The sequence below is a fragment of the Tropicibacter alexandrii genome (assembly GCF_003667315.2).
GTDB lineage: Bacteria > Pseudomonadota > Alphaproteobacteria > Rhodobacterales > Rhodobacteraceae > Tropicibacter > Tropicibacter alexandrii.
Genome location: NZ_RCTZ02000003.1, coordinates 236,074 through 256,629, shown reverse-complemented (window position 1 = coordinate 256,629; position 20,556 = coordinate 236,074). Strand labels below are relative to the sequence as shown.

At 65.4% G+C, this 20,556-nt stretch carries 16 protein-coding genes and 1 tRNA gene; 8 read left to right on the top strand and 9 right to left on the bottom strand.

Annotated elements, in window-relative coordinates:
- Nucleotide 1: 1 nt before the first annotated feature.
- Nucleotides 2-1,903: a methyl-accepting chemotaxis protein gene (locus tag D8Z78_RS05655; RefSeq protein ID WP_128910616.1), complete on the bottom strand. Its 1,902-nt coding sequence runs from the start codon at nucleotides 1,901-1,903 to the stop codon at nucleotides 2-4.
- Nucleotides 1,904-2,185: 282 nt separating this feature from the next.
- On the bottom strand, nucleotides 2,186-6,205 hold the full coding sequence (locus D8Z78_RS25305; protein ID WP_128910615.1) for a M10 family metallopeptidase C-terminal domain-containing protein: 4,020 nt from the start codon (nucleotides 6,203-6,205) through the stop codon (nucleotides 2,186-2,188).
- 355 nt (nucleotides 6,206-6,560) lie between these two features.
- Here D8Z78_RS25305 and D8Z78_RS05645 point away from each other — a divergent pair, with 355 nt between their 5' ends.
- Nucleotides 6,561-6,791, top strand: coding sequence for a hypothetical protein (locus D8Z78_RS05645; protein WP_240672012.1), 231 nt, complete (start codon nucleotides 6,561-6,563; stop codon nucleotides 6,789-6,791).
- A gap of 7 nt (nucleotides 6,792-6,798) precedes the next feature.
- Here D8Z78_RS05645 and D8Z78_RS05640 read toward each other — a convergent pair whose 3' ends face one another.
- Together D8Z78_RS05640 and D8Z78_RS05635 are read right to left on the bottom strand one after the other, a co-directional pair.
- Nucleotides 6,799-7,443, bottom strand: coding sequence for a L,D-transpeptidase (locus D8Z78_RS05640; protein WP_128910613.1), 645 nt, complete (start codon nucleotides 7,441-7,443; stop codon nucleotides 6,799-6,801).
- A 160-nt stretch (nucleotides 7,444-7,603) separates the two neighbouring features.
- On the bottom strand, nucleotides 7,604-8,470 hold the full coding sequence (locus D8Z78_RS05635) for an alpha/beta fold hydrolase (protein ID WP_128910612.1): 867 nt from the start codon (nucleotides 8,468-8,470) through the stop codon (nucleotides 7,604-7,606).
- A 139-nt stretch (nucleotides 8,471-8,609) separates the two neighbouring features.
- Between D8Z78_RS05635 and D8Z78_RS05630 the strand changes: the two genes are divergently transcribed.
- Together D8Z78_RS05630 and D8Z78_RS05625 are read left to right on the top strand one after the other, a co-directional pair.
- Nucleotides 8,610-9,308, top strand: a complete 699-nt coding sequence (locus D8Z78_RS05630) for a glutathione S-transferase family protein (protein WP_128910611.1) — start codon at nucleotides 8,610-8,612, stop codon at nucleotides 9,306-9,308.
- Between the two features lie 87 nt (nucleotides 9,309-9,395).
- On the top strand, nucleotides 9,396-10,769 hold the full coding sequence (locus D8Z78_RS05625; protein ID WP_128910610.1) for an L-serine ammonia-lyase: 1,374 nt from the start codon (nucleotides 9,396-9,398) through the stop codon (nucleotides 10,767-10,769).
- 33 nt (nucleotides 10,770-10,802) lie between these two features.
- On the opposite strand, the gene D8Z78_RS05620 is transcribed toward D8Z78_RS05625, so the two are convergent.
- From D8Z78_RS05620 to D8Z78_RS05605, 4 genes are all read right to left on the bottom strand, one after another.
- Nucleotides 10,803-11,363, bottom strand: coding sequence for an XRE family transcriptional regulator (locus D8Z78_RS05620; protein ID WP_128910609.1), 561 nt, complete (start codon nucleotides 11,361-11,363; stop codon nucleotides 10,803-10,805).
- 152 nt (nucleotides 11,364-11,515) lie between these two features.
- Nucleotides 11,516-11,602, bottom strand: a tRNA-Leu gene (locus tag D8Z78_RS05615).
- Between the two features lie 138 nt (nucleotides 11,603-11,740).
- Nucleotides 11,741-13,390: a peptidoglycan-binding domain-containing protein gene (locus D8Z78_RS05610; RefSeq protein WP_240672000.1), complete on the bottom strand. Its 1,650-nt coding sequence runs from the start codon at nucleotides 13,388-13,390 to the stop codon at nucleotides 11,741-11,743.
- A gap of 207 nt (nucleotides 13,391-13,597) precedes the next feature.
- Nucleotides 13,598-14,089, bottom strand: coding sequence for a DUF2306 domain-containing protein (locus D8Z78_RS05605; RefSeq protein WP_164932891.1), 492 nt, complete (start codon nucleotides 14,087-14,089; stop codon nucleotides 13,598-13,600).
- Nucleotides 14,090-14,188: 99 nt separating this feature from the next.
- Here D8Z78_RS05605 and D8Z78_RS05600 point away from each other — a divergent pair, with 99 nt between their 5' ends.
- The gene (locus D8Z78_RS05600) at nucleotides 14,189-14,971 is read left to right on the top strand and encodes a LytTR family DNA-binding domain-containing protein (RefSeq protein ID WP_164932890.1); all 783 of its coding nucleotides are present in this window, start codon (nucleotides 14,189-14,191) and stop codon (nucleotides 14,969-14,971) included.
- 3 nt (nucleotides 14,972-14,974) lie between these two features.
- Nucleotides 14,975-15,643, top strand: coding sequence for a lipoyl(octanoyl) transferase LipB (lipB, locus tag D8Z78_RS05595; protein WP_121631769.1), 669 nt, complete (start codon nucleotides 14,975-14,977; stop codon nucleotides 15,641-15,643).
- An 83-nt stretch (nucleotides 15,644-15,726) separates the two neighbouring features.
- On the opposite strand, the gene D8Z78_RS05590 is transcribed toward lipB, so the two are convergent.
- Nucleotides 15,727-15,936: a hypothetical protein gene (locus tag D8Z78_RS05590; protein ID WP_121631768.1), complete on the bottom strand. Its 210-nt coding sequence runs from the start codon at nucleotides 15,934-15,936 to the stop codon at nucleotides 15,727-15,729.
- A gap of 300 nt (nucleotides 15,937-16,236) precedes the next feature.
- Between D8Z78_RS05590 and ctaD the strand changes: the two genes are divergently transcribed.
- From ctaD to D8Z78_RS05575, 3 genes are all read left to right on the top strand, one after another.
- Nucleotides 16,237-17,910 (top strand): cytochrome c oxidase subunit I, encoded by a 1,674-nt coding sequence (gene ctaD, locus D8Z78_RS05585; RefSeq protein WP_121631767.1) that lies wholly within the window; start codon nucleotides 16,237-16,239, stop codon nucleotides 17,908-17,910.
- 168 nt (nucleotides 17,911-18,078) lie between these two features.
- Nucleotides 18,079-19,227 carry a calcium-binding protein gene (locus D8Z78_RS05580; protein WP_121631766.1) on the top strand — a complete coding sequence of 383 codons (1,149 nt, stop codon included), beginning with the start codon at nucleotides 18,079-18,081 and terminating at the stop codon, nucleotides 19,225-19,227.
- A gap of 121 nt (nucleotides 19,228-19,348) precedes the next feature.
- Complete coding sequence (locus D8Z78_RS05575) at nucleotides 19,349-20,485, top strand: calcium-binding protein (protein ID WP_121631765.1); 1,137 nt, start codon at nucleotides 19,349-19,351, stop codon at nucleotides 20,483-20,485.
- Nucleotides 20,486-20,556 lie beyond the last annotated feature (71 nt).

Here is a 20,556-nt window from a genome sequence, read left to right as displayed (position 1 = left end):
GTCATCCCTTGTCCAGCTTGGCGATTTCGGCGTTCAGGCCCACCGCCCCCTGCCGCAGCCCGTCGGTCGCCGCCGCGATCGAGTCGGAGGCCACAACGGATTGCTCGGACGCGTTGGCGATGGCTTGGATCGCCTCGGCCACGTCGCGCGCGGCGGTCTGCTGTTCATTCGCCGCGACCGAAATCTGCGCGATGGAATCGGTGGTCTCTAGGATGCCCGCAAGGATCTTTGAAAACGCCGCGCCCGCCTCGCGCGAGACATCGCTGCCCTGCGAGACCCGCTTGACGGTTTCCGAGATCAGCTTGGAAATCTCCTTCGTTGCCTGCGAGGACCGTTCGGCCAGTTTGCGGACCTCGTCGGCGACGACAGAGAAACCCAGCCCGTGCTCGCCCGCGCGCGCCGCCTCGATCGCCGCGTTGAAGGCCAACAGGTTGGTCTGGCTGGCGATCTCGCTGATCACCTTGACGATCTCGTTGATCTCTTCGGACGACGCATTGATCCGGTCCATCGCCTCGATCGACCGCTCGATGGCCTTGGCGCCGATATCGGCCTCGTCCTTGGTGCGCTTGGCGACCTGATCCGACAGCGTGCTGTTCTGCGCGATGGAATCGATCGACGCGCTCAATTCCTCGACCGAGGCGCTGATCTCTTCGGTGGTGCAGCCCAGCGTCTGGGCGCCCTCCGCAACCCGGTGCGCCTGCTCGGCGATGTCCTGCGACTGGCGCTGGAATTCGTCGGCAATGCGCGAGACGTTCTTCTCGATCTCCTTCTGGCCGGTGATGTCGGTCGCGAACTTGACCACCTTGAAGGCCTTGCCCCGGGCGTCGAAGATCGGGTTGTAGGAGGCATTGATCCACACCTCCTTGCCGTTCTTGCCAAAGCGCTGGAACTGGGCGGCGACGACTTCGCCGGCGGCGAGGTCCGACCAGAAAGCTCTGTATTCGGGGCTTTGCGTATAGGCCGGATCGCAGAACATGCGATGATGCTTGCCGCGAATCTCGTCCAGCGCGTAGCCGGTGACGGCAAGGAAATTCTCGTTCGCGTCGAGGATCGTGCCGTCGAGATTGAATTCGATCAGCGCCTGCGCGCGGTCGAGCGCGGCGAGGACCCCGGAATTGCGCCGCGCCTCGGTGACATCGGACCATTCGAGGCTGTTGCCCACGTAAGCGCCGCCATCGTCGAAGATTGCCCCGACATTCAGCGCGAACTTGAAATCGCCAATCGTGATCTCGGTCTTGAACGGCAGATTCGAGGGATCGGCCAGCAGCCGGCGCTGATGGGCCGGGTTCTGGTGAAACTGGTCAATGCAGGTGCCGACGATCCGTTTGGGATCGAAGGACGGCCAGACCTTGGCAAAAACCTCGGCGTTCTTGGTCAGCAGGTCCCGCGTGGCGGCATTGACCTCGGTCACGATGAGATTGCGGTCGACCATCATCATCGCCGCGGCGGTGTTCTCGAACGCGGATGTCTTGCGCAGCAGCACCGCATCGCGCGCGTGCCGGTCGGTGATGTCGGCGGCAAAGGCGATGACCTTGGACAGCTGGCCGTCGGCGCCCTTGACCGGGTGGCATGACAGGCTCACCCGGACCTGTTTGCCGTTCTTGCCGAACAGCTGGAAGTCCTGATGCGTCGGCTGGCCCATCGCCAGTTGCATCCAGAAGTCGCGGAAGGAATCCGATGCGACGACCTCCGGATCGAAGAGGGTGCGGAATGGCCGCCCCCCGATTTCGTGCGGTTTGCGGTCCAGCATCTGCGCGAACGTCTCGTTCGCCGAAAGCACCCCGCCATCGAGATCGAACTCGATCACCGCCATGGCCTGATCGATCACCTCGGCGACAGCGGACAGGCGCGCGGCCTCGTCTTCGGTTGTTTCAGTTGCGACTGCGTTTTCTTTACCACTCATGGTACCACCCCAAGCTAGCCCCGTTCCCGCGACCACCTTGGCGCACAAACTTTAACGCGGTTTTTACACCCGACGCCGCAGCACCCGGAAATTGCTTGCGATTTTCCTCAAGCTGAAAACAGCGGATCGCGTGCCCTGCCCCCTGCCCGAATAGCGGCGCGGTCGCAAAGACCGGTGCCCCCCAAGGCTTGCTTAGGGCCCCAAGGTGGCATCGTCGTGGACGGCACGGGCCTGCCGCACGCGCCGCTGCCGGTACGGGCGGGCCGAACGCTCGGCCCATCGTCACAGGATGAAATCGGTCTCCGCCAGCGCCGTTGCACCGCGCACCACGAGGTCGAAATCCGACATGCCGTCGCCATCGATATCCGCCTGCACCAGCTCGCTGACTGCGGTCGAGGTGATGCGCAGCTCGCCCGCCTGCCCGCTGAACGCCGCGCCGCCGACAAAGACAAAGCCCTGATCGCCCGTCTGCGTGGTATCCGCGTCGATGGCCGACAGGTCGATCCGGTCCAGACCCTCTTCGAAGGCCATGATGATGTCACGCCCGTCGCCGCCCAGCCGCGACTCGGCCACGTCGGCATAGACGAACACATCCGCCGCGCCGTCGCCGACGAAGGCCCCGCCGACATAGTCGCCCCCGACAAGGATATCCCGTCCGAGCCCCCCGGTTAGCACATCCTCGCCGGAGCCACCGCGCAGCTGGTCGTTGCCCCCCCCGCCGTCCAGCGTATCGTCATCGTCGCCGCCCAGCATCGCGTCGCGCCCGGCACCGCCGGTCAGGCTGTCGAACCCGGCGCCGCCGATCAGGTTGTCATTGCCGTCCTGCCCGTCGATGGTGTCATCCCCGCCAAGGCCAACCAGCGTATCCGCGGAGTCCCCTCCGAGCAGGCTGTTCCCGTCGGTGCGCCCGACAAAGCGGTCTGCGTGGTCGCCACCGATCAGCCCCTCGATGCCGATCAGCCGATCGGTCCCCGCGCCCCCGGTATATTGCGCCGCGGCAAGGTTCAGATTGACCGAGATATTCCCGCCAAAGCCGGAATAGACCGCCACGTCGAACCCCGTGCCACCGTCCAGCAGGTCGTCGCCATAGCCACCGATCAAGGTATCCTCGCCCGCCTCGCCATACAGCGAATCCGCCAGCAGCCCACCATCGAGCAGGTCGTCATCGGCCCCGCCATGCAGGGTATCGGCCCCGAAATCGCCCCGGATCGTGTCATTGCCGCCGTCGCCATGGACAAGGTCCGCCGAGGAACTGCCATCCACGAGGTCGTCACCGGACAGCGCCGACAGCGCCCCGGCAGCGGTCAGCGTGATCCAGTCGTCCAAGGCCGATGGCCCGTTCGAGGTCAGCGCCGCGACCGCAACATGCACATCGTCGAAGCCGAGATATTCGACCCCCGAGACCACCGCATCGGCCAAGCCCGACAGCACCGACCATTCCCCGCCGACCAACTGCGTCAGGCTGAAATCCGCGAACAGGCCCGCAAACAGGACGTGATCCGTGCCGCCGCCGCCCTCGATGCTGTCCAGCCCGGCGGCGCTGAGGATCGTGTCGTCGCCCTCGCCGGCTTCAACCGTGTCGTCCCCCAGACCTCCGTCGATCAGGTCGTTGCCATCGCCGCCGTTCAGGCTGTCATCGCCCTGCCCGCCATCGAGCGTGTCGGCCCCCAGCCCGCCGAACAGGTCGTCGTCATAGCTGACCTGCCACAGGGTGCCCTGCCCGGTCGTCACCCCGCCGCTGGCCGTCATGTCGGTGCCGCCGGGCAATTGCGAAACCAGCGTGCCGCCCTGCGCGGTCCAGTATTGCACCAGCCCGGCCTCGCCTTGCGGGTCGGTCAATGCAGTGCCCCAACCCGCCTCGATCTGCGAAGCGTCCAGCGCGTAATCGTAGATCCGCACATCGCCGACCAGCCCCTCGTCGGCAAAGCGCACCGTGCCATCGGCAGGCAGCGCCCCGCCGGTCGCCGCGCCGCCACGGGTGCCGGGGGTCAGGTCCTCGGCATCGACGGCAATGCCATCGACATAGACCCGGAAGGCCCCGGTGGTGTCGTCATAGGTAATCGAAATCCGGTGCAGGTCACCATCGGTCATGGTCGTCGGGATCACGCCGTAAAGCCAGTTCTCCTCGGTCGCGTCCCAGAAGTTCACACCCAGCGCGCCATCGTCGTAGCGGTAGATCGCGAAGCCCGGAAAACGAAAGCTGTAGGCCTGATTCACCAAGGCCGTCTGCTGCCAGAGGAACTCGATGGTGAAGGAGCCGGTGGGAAACACATCCGTGGTGGTGACCTCGACTTGACTGCTGCCCGCGACGCCGACCAGATCGAAGATTTCGGGCGCGGCGCGGGTGTCCTCCCCGTCGCCCACCAGCAGGTCGTTACCCACCCCGCCATAGATCGTGTCATCGCCCTCGCCACCGTACAGGCTGTCGGAATCGGTGCCCGGCAGGACCGCGTCGCGCGTGTCATGCGCCAGCGCCCCGCCCTGCACCACAAGGTCGGCTGTCTGCGCGGCGCTTCCCTGATCGGCCACGACAAGCGGCGCGGCCCCGTCCACAAGGCTATCGGTGATCCAGTTGTGGATCAGCCCCGGCTCGCTTCCGGTCTGCACGTCAAGGGCGTTGGCGGCGATGTCGGCGCCGTCCAGCGCGCTGTCGAAGACGCGGATGTCGCCGATGGTCCCCTGCAAGACCTGCCGGTCGTCGAACCAGCCGCCCACAGTGTCCTGTTCCTGTCCGAAGACCAGCGTGCCGCCGGTGCCGATCGCATGACCGGCATTCAGCGTGCCGCTCGCCGCCAGCGCCCCGTCCACGTAGAACCCGACGGCCCCCGTGTCGCGATCCCATGACAGCGACAGGCGATGCGCATCGCCATCCACCAGCGTCCGGGTCAGCACCCCGGTATCCAGCACCTGCCCACCGATATGGATCAACACGGTGCCGTCGCGATGCCCCTCGATCAGCACATCATTGCTGCTGACCGAGGACGCATAAGAGGCAAAGGCCACCGTGTCGGCCGGGATGCGGATCACCTCGACCATGAATTCCAGTGTGAAGCCATCGGCACGGGACAAGCCGTCAAAGCCCGCAACGCTCAGGTACTGGTCGCGCTCCTGCGGGTCCGCGTTGAGGGTGATCCCGGTAAAGGACACGGCGGTATCGGGCAAGGCAGTCTCGTAGCTGCCCACGATCAGGTCTGCGCCCCAGCCGCCGTGGATTTCGTTGTCCAGCCCGTTGCCGCGCAGGGCGTCGCCGTAATTGCCGCCGATGGCATTCTCGATCTGCGCGCCATAGGCGACGGCGATGTTGTTGACATGCCCCGCCGAAGAGCTGAACCCGCCCTCGCGCAGGTCGACCCGGATCGCGCCGCTCGAACCGGACATGTCCAGCGTGTCGATGCCCGCACCGTCCCAGATCGCAAAGGCCAGCGCCTCGGTCATGCCGAGGTCGTATTGCGCCCCCGCCGTGGTGTTGAAGCCATAGACCGTGTCACCGGCATGGGTCGTCAGGTTGGCCCCGTACTCGATCTGGAGCGCGAGGATGTCATGCAGCAGCATGGTACTTTCCTGACCGATCACCCCGCCGGTATTGGACGCGTCCCAATAGGACATCAGCGTGAACTGGCCGCTGTCGTTCCAGTGATCGGCCTCGCCCGCATAGCCATTGTTGGGCGTGCCGTTATAGTCGCCGGGATGCGCGATGCCCAGCGCGTGGCCGGTTTCGTGCAGGATCAGGTTCCACGCGTAATTGCCCGGCGCCGCAACGGGCGCCCAGCTGGTATGGCCGAGATTGACGATCCCGCCCCCCGCCGAAGGGTAATTCGCCCAGCCGCCGCCATTGGTGGTGCCGATCTCGAACTGATAGGTGATGTCGGGGGCCTCGCCGGGGGCGAGATCGGCGCTCGTGACCTCGACGAAGCTGATATTGACCAGCGATTCGAGATAGGCGAGCACGTCGCGCACGGCCTGCTGGTTGGCCGCATCCAGCGCCTCGCCCTCGGCTGTGAAATAGGCCGCGTCGAAGCTGTAGCTGATGGTGATCCCGCCGCTCTGGTCATAGGCGTGATCGGCCCAAGTGCCGCCGGGTCGGACAAGATGCGCCGCCGTCTCGTAGGCGGACCAGATCGGCAGGCCATTGTCCGCAATCGTTCCGACCTCGCCCGATTCCGGGCTCGACGGGTCCAGCGTGTAATCGGTGCCTGCCGACACCGTGGCAAAGGTGTCGATCCCGCCGCCTGTCGCTGCGTCAGAGGCCGCATCGTCTGGTGCGTGCGGGTCCGGGGTCTGGCTGTCGGGATGGGTTGGCATGACCTGCACCTCTCACGCGAGCAGCCCTTCCCATCGCCAAGTCAGGCGAGGCGCGACCCGGACGAGACTTGCAGATCGTCGGCGCCGGGGAATGGCTAAGGATTCGAAACGTGCCTATAGCCAAGCGCATCCCGGTCTGGGTGTCACTGGAAAACTGTCTTCATTTTGGTGATTTGGCCGATGGTCGCCCGCGCCGCGCTGGCCCTGTGTGACCCGAACGCCCGTATCGGGCGGCCTGCGTCGCGGTGGGCTTGCGGCGGGCGCGGCACAATGCCAACTTGCGGGAAACAATGTCAGATCAAGGCAGGTTCGCATGACCAGACCCATTACATTTCTCACCGGTGCCCTGTGCTTGATGGGGCTGGCCGCCTGCGAGCCCATGCCCGGCGCGACCGAGGCCGGCACGCCCGTCGCGGTGCCCGAGTCCGTCTCGTCGATCGCCGCGCCCAACCAGGACCTGAGCACGGCGCGCATCCGCATGTCGGATGGCTGCTACTGGTACACGCATGAAGGCCCGGTCGAAACCACCGAACTGCCCCTGCGCACCCCGGGCGGGAACCCGATCTGCACCCGCCCCCAAAGCTGAGCAGGCCTTACAGCCTGCTGCCATCCGTCGGATACAGATAGGCGGTCACGCCCGTATCGACCTCGTCGTAGAGCGCGTTGATATGCGCCATCACCATGCGCACGCAGCCAGAACTGGCGCGCGTGCCGATGGAGCGCGGCGCAGGCGTGCCGTGGATGCGCAGATAGGTGTCGCGCCCGCCCTTGTAGAGATACAGCGCCCGCGACCCCAGCGCGTTTTCCGGCCCCGGAGGCATGCCACCGGCCCAACGCGTATACTTGTCGGGCTCGCGCCGGATCATGGTCGCGGTGGGCGTCCAGCTCGGCCACTTGGCCTTGCGCTTGATGGTGTAGACGCCCGGCGTGTACAGCCCGTCGCGGCCAATGGCCACGCCGTAGCGCATCGCGCTGCCGTCATCCTGAATGTGGTACAGGTAGCGCGCCACCGCATCGACATGGATGTCCCCGGCCTTCAGCCCGGGATTGGCCGAGACCTGGCGCGGCAACAGGCGGGGATGCAGCCCCCACGGGTTCGAATTTTCCAGTGTGAAGTTCTCGGGCGTGACCTGCGCATCCCACGCCTCCCAGCTGCCGGGGGCAGCAAGGGCGGGGCTGACCAGCGCGGGCGCCGCCAGGGCCGAGAGACCGGCAATCATGGTGCGTCTCGTGAGCATCTTGGACCTTTCAGACATGATACGGGCAGACATTGACAAAGGGCGCAAAGCCGCGCCTTTCCTTCATGAAACGGCCAAAACGGTCAAAGGTTCAAACGCATTCTGCGGCAACCGCGCTATTTTGGTCACGCTGCGGCACCTGCGCCGCGCCGCGGGCTGCTCAGCGCAGCCCGTGCCGGTCGAGAAAGTCCAGGATGTGGCCCGCCATCACACCCGCCACCTCCGGGTCGAGGTGAAAGTGATGGTCGCCCTCCAAATCCAGCGTCTCGTACCGGGCGATCAGCCGCGCACCGAGCTCGCCCAGCGCAAAGGCCGGGCGGCTGACCTTCAGCCCGTCGCTGGCCCAGATGTTCAGGACCGGGCAGGAGATGGCGCGCAGGACCGCCTCGATATCCGCCGCATCCAGCTTCATCGCGGAACTGGCGAACAGGCGGCGGTCGGCATGCATGACATAGCCATCCGGGCCTTTGGTCAGCGCGCGCCGGGCCAGCGCCTCGGACACCGGTTGCGAATTGCCCTGCGCGCGGCGGCGCTCGACATAGGCCGCAACGCTGTCGAAGGCGCGGGGCGGACGGGTGGTCTGGCTCCGCGTGTCCAGCAGGAACGCGCGCAGGGTCTCGACCGCCGTCTTTTCATTCGGCGCAGGCACCAGCGCATCAAGCGACACCATCGCCCGCACCCGTTCCGGCAAGGCAGCCGCGAACAGCGCCGAGATATTGGCCCCGCGCGAATGCCCCAGCAGCACGCAATCGGCCCAGCCCAACTGGTCCAGCACGCCTGCGATCTGCGGCAGGTCATCCCAGATGTTGTAGGTCGCATGCGCCGCGCGATGCGCGCTTTGCCCCTGCCCGCTCAGGTCCAGCGCCACGACGCGGCAGCCTTCCAGCAGCGGGGCGAGCACGGCAAAGCTGTCGGCATGGTCCATCCAGCCATGCAGCGCCAGAACCGGCGTGCCATCCGCCGGCCCCCAAGCCAGCCCGGCCAGCCGCAGCCCGTCGATCTCCCAGACCTGTTCCGTTGCCGTCATTCCGCGATCCCTCCGTCATCCCTACCTGACCGAATACCCGGCACCGTCCCCAAAGGAAAGCGGCGGCGCTCTGATCACCGCTTGGCACCGGGCCGCAACCTGATACCGATAGGCGCGGATCACCACACCGGGACACGACATGACCCTGACCTTGCACTACGCGCCCGACAATGCCTCGCTGATCGTGCGGCTTGCCCTCGAAGAGGCGAACCTGCCCTATCGCACCGTTCTGGTCGACCGAAAGACCCGCGCGCAGGACGGCCCGGCCTATCGCGCCCTGAACCCCGCCGGGCTGATCCCGGTGCTGGAAACGCCCCAAGGCCCGATCTTCGAGACCGGGGCGATCCTGCTGTGGCTGTCCGAACAGGCCCCCGGCCTTGCGCCCGCCCCCGGCGACGCGCGGCGCGGCGCCTTTCTGACATGGCTGTTCTTTACGTCGAACACGCTGCACACTGGCTTGCGGATGACCTTCTATCCCGAGAAATATGCAGGCCCCGACACTCAGGCACAGGCCGCGCTGCGCACCACGGTCCAGACACGCCTGACCGGCGATCTTGGCCTGATCGATGCGGCCTACGGCGCTGAGGCGCCCTTCTTCATCGGTGACACGCCCTGCCTGCTCGACCTCTACCTCGCGCCGCTGTTGCGCTGGTGCGCGCTTTATCCCGACGGGCAGACCGGCTGGTTCGACCTCGCCCGATACCCCCGTCTGGCGCGCATGGTCCACGCGCTGGAACAGCGCCCCGCCACCCATGCCGCGCAACGCGCCGAAGGCTTGGGCCCCGCGCCCTTTACCGCCCCGATCCACGCCAATCCCCCCGAAGGCAGCGCCACCTGACGCAACCCTCGCGGCGGCGGTCGCTTTTGAAACGGGCAAGCGCGCGCAAAAGGCGTATGCGACGGGCAAAGCTTCGAAGGAGCCATCATGTTCTTATCCGTCTTCGACATGTTCAAGGTGGGCGTCGGCCCGTCATCGTCCCACACGATGGGGCCGATGGTCGCCGGGGCGCGTTTCCTCGATGCCTTGCGCGCCGCGCCTTTTAAGGCGCACGGGCTGCGGGCATCCTTGCATGGCTCGCTTGCCTTCACCGGCGTCGGCCACGCCACCGACCGGGCCACGGTGCTGGGTCTGGCGGGCTTTCGCCCCGACACCTACGACGCCGAGGCAGCAGAGACCACGCTGGCCGCCATCGCCGAGAGCAAGCAGGTCACGCCCGAGGGCCTGCCCCCGCTTGCTTTTGATCCGACAACCGACCTGCGCTTCGATTTCGAGCGCGCGCTGCCCGGCCATGCCAATGGCATGATCCTGATGGCGACCGACGCGCAGGGCGACGTGATCCTGCAAGAGGTCTACTATTCCGTCGGCGGTGGCTTCGTCCTGACCGAAGGGGAACTGGCCGCTGGCAAGGACACCGATGATGGCCCCGCCGTCCCCTACCCGTTCAAATCCGCTGCCGAGATGTTGGACATGGCCAAGGCCTCGGGCCTGTCCATCGCCGAGATGAAGCGCGCCAACGAGGTGTCACGCGGCGGTGCGGCCAATCTCGACAAGGGTGTCGCCCGGCTGTGGGACGTGATGGAAGGCTGCATCGAGCGCGGCCTGACCACCGACGGCATCCTGCCCGGCGGTCTGTCGGTCAAGCGCCGCGCCAAGAACATCCACGACCAGTTGCAGGCCGAGCGCGGCATGAACCAGCAGGCCCCGCACACGATCAACGACTGGATGAGCGTCTATGCCATGGCCGTGAACGAGGAAAACGCCGCCGGTGGGCAGGTCGTGACCGCGCCCACGAATGGCGCGGCGGGCGTGGTGCCCGCGGTCATCCGCTACTGGCTGGATCATGTACCGGGTGCCACGCGCGCGCGCATTCCGGACTTTCTGCTGACCGCCGCCGCCATCGGCGGGCTGGTGAAATACAACGCGTCGATCTCGGGCGCCGAGGCGGGCTGCCAGGCCGAGGTCGGCAGCGCGGCGGCCATGGCGGCGGCCGGTCTGTGCGCCGTGATGGGCGGCACCCCCGAGCAGATCGAGAACGCCGCCGAGATCGCGCTGGAACACCACCTCGGGATGACCTGCGACCCGGTCAAGGGGCTGGTGCAGGTCCCCTGCATCGAGCGCAACGGTCTGGGCGCGATCAAGGCCGTCTCGGCGGCCTCTCTGGCCCTGCGCGGCGACGGCACGCATTTCGTGCCGCTCGATGCGGCGATCGAAACCATGCGCCAGACCGGGCGCGACATGCACGAACACTACAAGGAAACGTCTCTGGGCGGCCTCGCGGTGAACGTGCCGAACTGCTGACACGGTCGGGCCGGGGCTCTGCCCCGGCTTCGCTCAGGCCATCACGGTGAACAGAAAGAACTTCGACCCCTGCCCCTTTGCGGTCAGGAAGCGCAACTGGCCATGCCTGCGAAAGCGCAGCACGTCGCCCGGGCCCAGCGAATGGCCCTCGGTTTCCAGTTCAACCCGCATAAAGCCCGAGATCATCACGAGGTGATGCTCCAGCCCGTCGACCTGACCGGCATCTTCGAACACATCGCTGCCGGGCGTCAGCTTGCATTCCAAGACCTCGCCCGCCAGCGCGCCCGCACCGGGCGAGACCACCCGCCGGGACAAGCCGCCCTCGCCGTCGCGCCACGTCGCCTGATCGTCGCGCCGGATATGGGCGACGATGCCATCCTCGACCAGCGCCAACAGGCGCGACAGCGACATGTTGTGCGCATGCGCCAGCTTGTCCAGCACATCCGCCGACGGTGACACCTCGGCGTTTTCCAGACGTGACAGTGCGGCACGGCTTACCCCGCTGGCCCCGGCCAACTGATCCAGAGTCCAGCCCTTGGCAGCGCGCAGCCCCGCCAGCCGTTTGGCCAGCCGGACCGTCAGGTCGCTCTTCATGACATCCCCCCCGGGAAATCTTTCTCTGATCCGAGAGTAAGCGGCTTTGCCCCCGGAAGGCAAACAGATTCAAGGCCCTGCGCGGGAATTCCCACGGCCCGGAAACGACAAAACCGGGCCAATGGCCCGGTTGTCGTATCCCTCAGAGGGGGTGGTGCGGTCGAAAGGACTCGAACCTTCACGGGAGTTACCCCACAGCGACCTCAACGCTGCGCGTCTACCAATTCCGCCACGACCGCACAGTCTGTGACTTGGTGAGGCGCTCATTATCGAAGGGGACCCGCCTTGCCAAGAGGAAAATCACGCCGATAACCGCTTTCTTGTGGTTGCCCCGGGTAGGACGGGTTCAAACCCATCCTACCCAAGGTCCACAGGCCTCAATCCGAAAAGTTGAACACCGGCACACCGTCGACCTGCGCCGCCGGAACCGGCGCGGCCAACGCAGCGCCACCGCCCCCGGGCAGGGCCGACACAGCCGCCTGCAACAGCGCCGGGCGATCCGCCTGCGCCGGAGCAAAGACCGGCTCGGTTCCCGAGGCCAGCGCCTCTGTCGCCACGCCGTACCAGTCCAGCGCCAGATCGGCGCGTTCGGGCATCCCGAAGCCTTGGCTCAGATGGTGACCCAGCAGCTCCGCATAGGGTGCCTTGCCCAGCGCCACCAGCAGCAGCGCGGACCCGACCGCCGTGTTCATGTCATCGGTGCGATAGCCCGAAGCAAGGCAGACCAGCGCCGTCTGCTCCAGCTGCTGCGGCGCCATGCCCAGCCCCAGCGCAAAGCCGCCCACCTGTTGCAGGACCTGCGCCCGCGGTTGCAGCGCAGCGGCACTGACATGGGTCTTCAGCAAGTCACCGAAGCCAGCGCATTGCTGATCGACCTGCGCCACCGGCACGCCGGCCATGCCCTCCATCAACTGGTCTCCGCGCGCGATGGCATAGCCCCGCGTAAAGCAGAGCTGCTCGGCCAGCACCCGCGAAGGGTCCTGCATGTTGGCCACGGTGGTGTAACCGTTGGTCGAGGTCATCAGGTTGATCATGTTGCATTGCGAGGCCAGCGACGGCGCGGGCGCGGCATTGCCGAAGAATTGCGGCACCTGCGGCGCGGCTGCGGCCATCTGAGCCGGCGCCTTGACCGCCGGCATTGCCGAGGGCACCGGCGCTGCTGCCATCTGCGCACCGGGCGCCTGCGGGACAGGCTGCGGCGCGGCTGGCACCGGGGCCGCCGCCATCACAGGCGCGCCGTCATTCACCTTGTTGCACAGGCCGCGCTGGCACTCGAACATCGCCGGGGTCACATTGAACGCCTGGAAATCGTTGCGCTCGTACCCGGTCGGTGTCGAGACGAAGACCCGAACCGCGCAGGACTGTGCCGAGCACCAGAAGGCCGAACCCGTCACCGAGGTGTCGAGGATATAGTCGGTCTGCCCATCGCCGTTCATGTCCGAGAGCTGGACAAAGCCAGCCCGGCTGACCAGTTGCTCGGCCGAGGGGTCCGAGGATTTCGCGATCTCGTTGACCGAGGCCGCCACGACCGCGGGTAGCCCGTAATGCCCAGCGATTGCGCCGCCGCCGCCCGTGCCGTTCATCTGTTCATCGCGATAGGTGATCAACAGGCCGCGCACCCCTTGCGGGTTCTGCGCGATCAGGGCCGCCGTGGCGGGGCCGCCGGATTGGGCGCGGTGGTAGGACCCGACGAGGAAATCCCGCTCGAACTGGGTCAGCTGCCCGGTTGCGGGATAGCCCAGATGCGCCTGATACGCGGAAATCGCGGCGCGCGATTTCGCCCCGAGCACGCCATCCGCCCCCCCGGCATTGAAGCCGAAATAGTTCAGCGCGGTCTGGGTCTCGCGATTGGCCGTGCGCTGCGCGCTGTTGGCCGAGTAGCTGCGTTGCGGGCTGGCACTGCGCTTGGGCTTTTGCTTGGAACCATTGACAATCGCGGCGCCGATCATTCCGCCCACGATGCCTTGCACGAGGTCATTGGCCAGCACGGGCGCGGGCGGTGCGGCAACGGCGGTCATCAAAGCCATCATTAATATGTGTTTTTTCATAAATCGCACTCCGACAAGGTGAATTATGGAAAATACAAGCATGCGAAACGATTCGGCACAAGCGACGGTATCAACGTGGTAAACGCGCCACCATTGGTTGTCAGAGCGCCTTTCGTCGGCAGATCACCGCCGACACTGCGGGCTGCGCAGCGGTCGCCTTGATGGGTCCGCCCGGCGCGCCGGTCCTCAGGCCGGTCGCATCTGCCCCCGGCGCTGGCGCCACACATCCCACAGGATCAACGTCAGGATCAGCGCCAACGGCACATAGCCCAGCTCGCGCGTCTCGTCGAAGAACGTCCGGTTGATGACCCGCCCCGGCAGGAAGTTGAACGCCGCCGCAACCAGCAGCCCGCGCCAGTAGAGGCTGCGCATCGCGTCGCGATGCCCGGCCACATCGCCTTTCCAGATGCGGCTCATGCCGGTCCAGATCGACCAGAGCGCCAGCACGGACAACAGGTGGATCGGGCTGAACGGGCCGATCATCGCGAAATCGGTGATGCCGAATGACGACAGCGCCGCGCCGCCCATGGCCAAAACCCAGACATAGCCAAGCACCTTGTGCAGGCGGTCGCGGCGGCGTCGCGCAATCAGCACCGGCCCGAGGATCAGGGCGATCATCGCGCCAAAGGCATGCAGTTGCACGAGCAGGGATGCGGTCAGGAAAGGGGTCGAGGTCATGTCGTGTCTCCCGGTCTGGGGTGTGAATGTCTGACCCGGTTCTGGACAAGACACCCCGGCCCGTGCCATGCGACATGCGTGAAAATAAGGGAGTTGCGCGTGAGTGACGGTGATCCGCAATCGGCGCTTCGTGAATGGCGGCGGCATATGCGCCACCCGGTCACCGGTCTTGCGCTCGCTGGCGCAGGGGCGGCATTGGGAATCGCCGGACCCTTCGGCACCGTCGACCTGCTGCCCATCGTGCCGCGCATCGCCTACTGGCTGGTCACAGCGTTTGCGACCTATGGCGCGGCGAGCCTGTCATCGGAACTGATGCGCGGATGGCTCGGCGGGCAAAGCCCGGCGCTGCGGATTGGCGCGATGGGGATCGCGACCGGGCTGGCCGTGTCGCTGGTCGTTCTGGGGATCAATCTCGTGAGCTTTGGCTGGTGGCCCGACCTGTCGGAACTGCCGGTCTTTCTGGGGACCTTGTTTGCGATCTCGATCATCGTGACCACGGTGATCGCCTTTGCCCAAAGGCACGCAGCCTCGGTCCCGCCTGCGCCCGCCGCCCCTGCGCCCGAAGCCCCCGCCCTACTGGCCCGTCTGCCGCTGGACAAGCGCGGCGCACTGGTGGCCTTGTCGGTCGAGGATCACTATACCCGCGTGCGCACCACGCGCGGTGAGGAACTGTTGCTCATGCGCCTGTCGGATGCGATCCGCGAGGTCGGCGCGATCCCTGGCGCTCAGGTGCATCGTTCCCATTGGGTGGCCTTCGATCAGGTCACACAGGCCCGCCGAGAGGGCGATCGCGCCATCCTCACCCTGACTCATGGCGCCGAGATTCCGGTCAGCCGCGCCAACCTGCCCAAGATCAAGGAGGCGGGGCTTCTGCCCCGGTAAGCCATGGAATGGAAGATCAGCGACGGCCTGACCCCCTATGAGGAGGCCCTGACATTTATGGAGGCCCGCGCCGAGGCCATCGCCCGTGGCGAGGCCGAAGAATGTGTCTGGCTGCTGGAGCACCCGCCGCTTTACACCGCCGGGACCTCGGCCCGGATCGAGGACCTGAAGGAGCCCGACCGCTTTCCCGTCTACACGACGAAGCGCGGCGGCCAGTATACCTATCACGGCCCCGGCCAGCGCGTCGTCTATGTCATGCTCGACCTCAACACGCGCGGCAAGGATGTGCGCCGCTTTGTTCAGATGCTTGAGGAATGGGTGATCGCCACGCTAGGCGAATTCGGCCTGACCGGTCACATCCGCGAGGGCCGCGTCGGCGTCTGGATCGAACGCCCCGACCGGCCCCTGACCCCGAGCGGCCTGACCGCCGAGGACAAGATCGCCGCCATCGGCATCCGGCTGCGCAAATGGGTCAGCTTTCACGGCATCTCGATCAATGTCGAACCGGATCTGAGCCATTTCGCAGGCATCGTGCCCTGCGGGATCACCGAATACGGCGTCACCTCGCTGGTCGATCTGGGCCTGCCTGTGACGATGGAGGATGTCGACGTGGCGCTGCGCCGCCAGTTCGACCGGGTCATGGGCCAAGCCCCCCTACCCGAAGCCTCCTGACCCACCGGAAACGCCAAAGGGGCCGCGCGGGCCCCTTGCAATGCGATGTGACATACTTTGGTAAGCGTCCCCGGACCGGGCCGTCAGCGCGCCGGGCGCTGTGAAAAGACATGCATGACGATGTTGTCGCGCGCGATGCCACGGGCCGCCAGTTCTGCATCTGACAGCGCGCGCAGTGCCTCGATCCGGGCGGCGCGGGCGCGCACCTTACGGTCATGCGGTGTCTCGAACAGGCGCGCCACGCGGTCGCGCAGGGTGGTTCGGGTCTCGTAGCTGTTGTCAAAATATGCCATGTTGGGTCCCCCCGGGATGTGTCTTGTTTCGTCCTGTGCAGCATTGCCAAAACCCTAGAACGCAACAAAAGTTCCCTCCAGTCAGGTATGCCCGACCCCGCCGCGCTCGCCGGGTCGGGTATTCCGGACCCCGCACGCTTCCAAGGCCCGCGCGCCGGGTGCGACAAAAGTGTTTGATCTGCGTCAAATTCCTCCATTGCCGCATCAGGTCTCACATTCTAAAACGCCAAAGGATCAACGCGCGCGTCTGGGGATTCCCCTTGGCGTGAGCATAAAGGACACTCAGCAGGAGGCATTGAAATGGCAGACGCCGCCATTCATGGCCACGAGCACGAAGACAACCGCGGGTTCTTTACCCGTTGGTTCATGTCGACGAACCACAAGGACATCGGGATTCTGTACCTGATCGTCTCGGCTCTCGTCGGTCTCGTTTCGGTCATGTTCACCGTTTACATGCGTTTGGAGCTCATGGAGCCCGGCGTTCAATACATGTGCGCCGAGGGCGCGCGCCTGTTCGCGACCGAGGTCGCAAACTGTACGCCCAACGGCCATCTGTGGAACGTGCTGATCACCGGCCACGGCATCCTGATGATGTTCTTCGTCGTCATCCCGGCCCTGTTCGGCGGCTTCGGCAACTACTTCATGCCGCTGCAGATCGGCGCGCCGGACATGGCGTTCCCGCGGATGAACAACCTGTCCTTCTGGCTGTATGTCGCAGGTACGTCGCTGGCCATCGCCTCGGTCTTCTCGCCGGGCGGCAACGGTCAGCTGGGGTCCGGTGTGGGCTGGGTCCTGTACCCGCCGCTGTCGACGACCGAAGGCGGTTACTCGATGGACCTCGCGATCTTCGCCGTGCACGTATCCGGTGCCTCGTCGATCCTTGGTGCGATCAACATCATCACCACCTTCCTGAACATGCGTGCCCCCGGCATGACCCTGTTCAAGGTGCCGCTGTTCGCATGGTCGATCTTCATCACCGCATGGCTGATCCTGCTGTCGCTGCCGGTTCTGGCCGGTGCCATCACCATGCTGCTGACCGACCGTAACTTCGGCACGACGTTCTTCGATCCGTCGGGCGGCGGTGACCCGATCCTGTACCAGCACATCCTGTGGTTCTTCGGTCACCCCGAGGTGTATATCGTGGTCCTGCCGGGCTTTGGTATCGCCAGCCACGTCATCGCCACCTTCTCGCGCAAGCCGGTCTTCGGCTACCTGCCGATGGTCTGGGCGCTGATCGCGATTGGTGCTCTGGGCTTTGTCGTGTGGGCGCACCACATGTACACCGTCGGCATGTCGCTGACCCAGCAGAGTTACTTCATGCTGGCGACGATGGTCATCGCGGTGCCCACCGGGGTCAAGATCTTCTCGTGGATCGCGACCATGTGGGGCGGCTCGATCGAGTTCAAGACGCCGATGCTTTTCGCCATGGGCTTCGTCTTCCTGTTCACCGTTGGCGGCGTGACCGGCATCGTGCTGAGCCAGGCAGCCATCGACCGGGCGTACCATGACACCTACTACGTCGTGGCGCACTTCCACTACACCATGTCGATGGGCGCGGCCTTCACCATCTTTGCAGGGGTCTACTTCTACCTGCCCAAGATGACCGGCCGCATGTATTCCGAGACGCTGGGCAAGCTGCACTTCTGGATGTTCTTCATCGGTGTGAACATCACCTTCTTCCCGCAGCACTTCTTGGGTCGTCAGGGCATGCCGCGTCGTTACATCGACTACCCGGAAGCCTTCGCAACCTGGAACTACGTGTCGTCCTGGGGCGCCATGCTGTCCTTCGCATCGTTCCTGCTGTTCTTCGGCATCGTGATCTACACCGTCTTCGCCGGTGCCCGCGAGACCCGCAAGAACCCGTGGAACGAATATGCGGACACGCTGGAATGGACCCTGCCTTCGCCGCCGCCGGAGCACACCTTCGAGCAGCTGCCGAAGCGTGAGGACTGGGACAAGCAGCCCGCCCACTAAGGCACCTGTATCCTGAAATACCGAAAGGCCCCGCCATGTGCGGGGCCTTTTGCTTGGGCGGGTGCATGCAGTTTGAGCCAGGTGGCTCGAATTGAGCATGTTTCCTGAGCGGCCCATTAAATCCAAGGCGTTAGACCAGCGGGAACCGTTGACGACACGAGGATTCCCATGCCCACCATTACAGGCACCAACAACGCCGATACCCTGACTGCGACCGATGCAGAGGACCGCCTGTTCGGGCTGGACGGCGATGACAGCCTGACCGCGACCGGATTGCCCGCCAACGATCCCTTCGATTTCATGCTCATGCCACTGGAGATGAGCGGCGGGGCCGGCAACGACACCCTTGATGGCAGCGTCAACGACGACCAATTGATCGGCAATACCGGAAACGACCTGATCCGTGGCAATGATGGCAGGGACACGATCGACCTTGGCATCGACGGCTCCGATGGCGGCGCGCCCAGCGGCAATGACACCGCCTATGGCGGCGCGGGTGACGATACCTTTGTCGCGGGGGATGGGGATGATGTCATTTCCGGCGGCGACGGCGACGACATCCTCGAAATCGACCTGACCGCCGAGGCGGGTGCAAGCACCTTCACCTTCGACCTCTGGCGCGACGGCAGCCTTGTTCACACCAATGGAACGGTCGCTTTTGACGGCATCGAGGGGATCGAGATTCAGGGCGCGGCGCATCTGGCATCGGTGACACTGCTGGGCGTGCCCGCCGAGGTTTCCGACTATTTCTACACCGTCACGGATGTCGACACCGCCATGTACGGGTTTGGCGGCAATGACTTCCTCTACAGTTGGACCGGAAACGACACCCTGTTTGGCGGGACCGGTGATGACGCATTGGCAGCACGGGACGGAAACGACGTTCTGAATGGCGGCGCGGGGGCCGACTTCATGCTTGGCGATGGTGGCGACGATCTGCTGATCGGCGGGGCCGGTGTGGATACCTTGCGGGGCGGCGCGGGCCGGGACGTGATGTATGGCGGCGAGATCGCTACGCCCGATGGCGAGGCGGACGAATTCCGCTTCTACAGCAGCGATGTGGGAACCGGGGCAAGCCGCGACGTGATCCGCGATTTCGAAAGCGGGATCGATCGTCTCGATCTGTCCGGCTTCTCCGGCACCTTTACCTTCATCGGCGCAACCCGCTTCACCGGCGCCGGGATGGAGATTCAGGCCGGTCAGCTGGGCAGCGGCAACACCCTGATCCGCATCGACACCGACGGCGACCAGATCCCGGATGGGGAGATTCTGCTGATGGGCGCGCACATGCTGACCGCCGCCGATTTCGCGCTGTGACGGTTCCGGGCCTTGTTTTTGCCCCCGGTTCGAGGCGGTTACAGGATTTCAATCGTGATAAAGACCTTGTTCATAACTTTGTCTTACGACTGACCGGGCCACAGACAGAGCGAGGCCCGGAATGCCCTTGATCTTCGGAACCAACATTGCCGAGACCCTGACCGCCTCCACGCACGAGGATACGCTGCATGGCCATGACGGCGATGACAGCCTGAACGCGTCCGGCGTGGGCTATGACCCGTTCGGCTTCATGCCGATGGAACTGCATGGCGGCGGCGGACACGATACGCTGAACGGCAGCGTCAACAATGACTACCTGTTCGGCAATACCGGCAATGACCTGCTGTTCGGCAATGACGGGCGCGACACGTTCTTCATGGGCGTCGAACTGTCCGATGGCGGGGCGCGTAGCGGCAACGACACTGCCTATGGTGGCGCTGGCCGCGACACCTTCATCGTCGGCGACGGGTTCGACGTCGTGCATGGCGGCGACGGCGACGACAGGATCGAGATCGACCTGTCGGCCGAGACCCCCGGTGGCCGCTTCGTCTTCAACCTGTGGCGCGACAGCAGCATCGCGCATGCCAACGGCTCGATCAGCTTCACCTCGATCGAGGGGATCGAGGTCAACGGAAGCGGGCATCTGTCCGGCGTGACCCTGCTGGGCCGGCCCGGCGCCCGGGACGAGCTGACCGTGACCTCGGATGTCGATACCCGCATGTACGGCTTTGGTGGCGACGACATTCTGTATAGCTGGGGCGGCAACGACACCTTGATGGGTGGTCATGGCGACGATGCCATGAACGGCCGCGACGGCAACGATTACATGGATGGCGGCGACGGCACCGACCTGATGTTCGGCGGCTCGGGTGACGATCTGCTGGTGGGCGGCGATGGCACCGACATCCTCTATGGCGGCGACGGGCGCGACGTGATGTATGGCGGCGATCGCAACGCCGCCGATGGCGACGCGGACACGTTCCGCTTCTTTTCCGGCAATCTCGGCACCGGCGCCGACCGCGACGTGATCCGCGATTTCGAAACCGGCATCGACCGGGTCGACTTGTCCGGCTATACTGGCACCTTCACCTTCATCGGCGCCACACATTTCAGCGGTGCCGGGATGGAGGTCCAGGCAAGGGAACTGGGCAGCGGCAACACGCTGATCCGGATCGACACGGATGGCGACCGCATCCCCGATGGCGAGTTGCTGTTGTGCTGCGCGCAAGGCGTCTCTGCCGACGACTTCATTCTCTGACCATGGCCGCCCGGGCCCCAGCGTCCCGGCAAGTGTCGAAAATCCGACGCTTTCCCACTGTCCTTTTTCGG

Bases quoted from the DNA above. Each gene is read 5' to 3' on its own strand.
- D8Z78_RS05655 (WP_128910616.1), bottom strand. From the start codon at position 1,903: ATGAGTGGTAAAGAAAACGCAGTCGCAACTGAAACAACCGAAGACGAG.
- D8Z78_RS25305 (WP_128910615.1), bottom strand. From the start codon at position 6,205: ATGCCAACCCATCCCGACAGCCAGACCCCGGACCCGCACGCACCAGAC.
- D8Z78_RS05645 (WP_240672012.1), top strand. From the start codon at position 6,561: ATGGGGCTGGCCGCCTGCGAGCCCATGCCCGGCGCGACCGAGGCCGGC.
- D8Z78_RS05640 (WP_128910613.1), bottom strand. From the start codon at position 7,443: ATGCTCACGAGACGCACCATGATTGCCGGTCTCTCGGCCCTGGCGGCG.
- D8Z78_RS05635 (WP_128910612.1), bottom strand. From the start codon at position 8,470: ATGACGGCAACGGAACAGGTCTGGGAGATCGACGGGCTGCGGCTGGCC.
- D8Z78_RS05630 (WP_128910611.1), top strand. From the start codon at position 8,610: ATGACCCTGACCTTGCACTACGCGCCCGACAATGCCTCGCTGATCGTG.
- D8Z78_RS05625 (WP_128910610.1), top strand. From the start codon at position 9,396: ATGTTCTTATCCGTCTTCGACATGTTCAAGGTGGGCGTCGGCCCGTCA.
- D8Z78_RS05620 (WP_128910609.1), bottom strand. From the start codon at position 11,363: ATGAAGAGCGACCTGACGGTCCGGCTGGCCAAACGGCTGGCGGGGCTG.
- D8Z78_RS05610 (WP_240672000.1), bottom strand. From the start codon at position 13,390: ATGGCTTTGATGACCGCCGTTGCCGCACCGCCCGCGCCCGTGCTGGCC.
- D8Z78_RS05605 (WP_164932891.1), bottom strand. From the start codon at position 14,089: ATGACCTCGACCCCTTTCCTGACCGCATCCCTGCTCGTGCAACTGCAT.
- lipB (WP_121631769.1), top strand. From the start codon at position 14,975: ATGGAATGGAAGATCAGCGACGGCCTGACCCCCTATGAGGAGGCCCTG.
- D8Z78_RS05590 (WP_121631768.1), bottom strand. From the start codon at position 15,936: ATGGCATATTTTGACAACAGCTACGAGACCCGAACCACCCTGCGCGAC.
- ctaD (WP_121631767.1), top strand. From the start codon at position 16,237: ATGGCAGACGCCGCCATTCATGGCCACGAGCACGAAGACAACCGCGGG.
- D8Z78_RS05580 (WP_121631766.1), top strand. From the start codon at position 18,079: ATGCCCACCATTACAGGCACCAACAACGCCGATACCCTGACTGCGACC.
- D8Z78_RS05575 (WP_121631765.1), top strand. From the start codon at position 19,349: ATGCCCTTGATCTTCGGAACCAACATTGCCGAGACCCTGACCGCCTCC.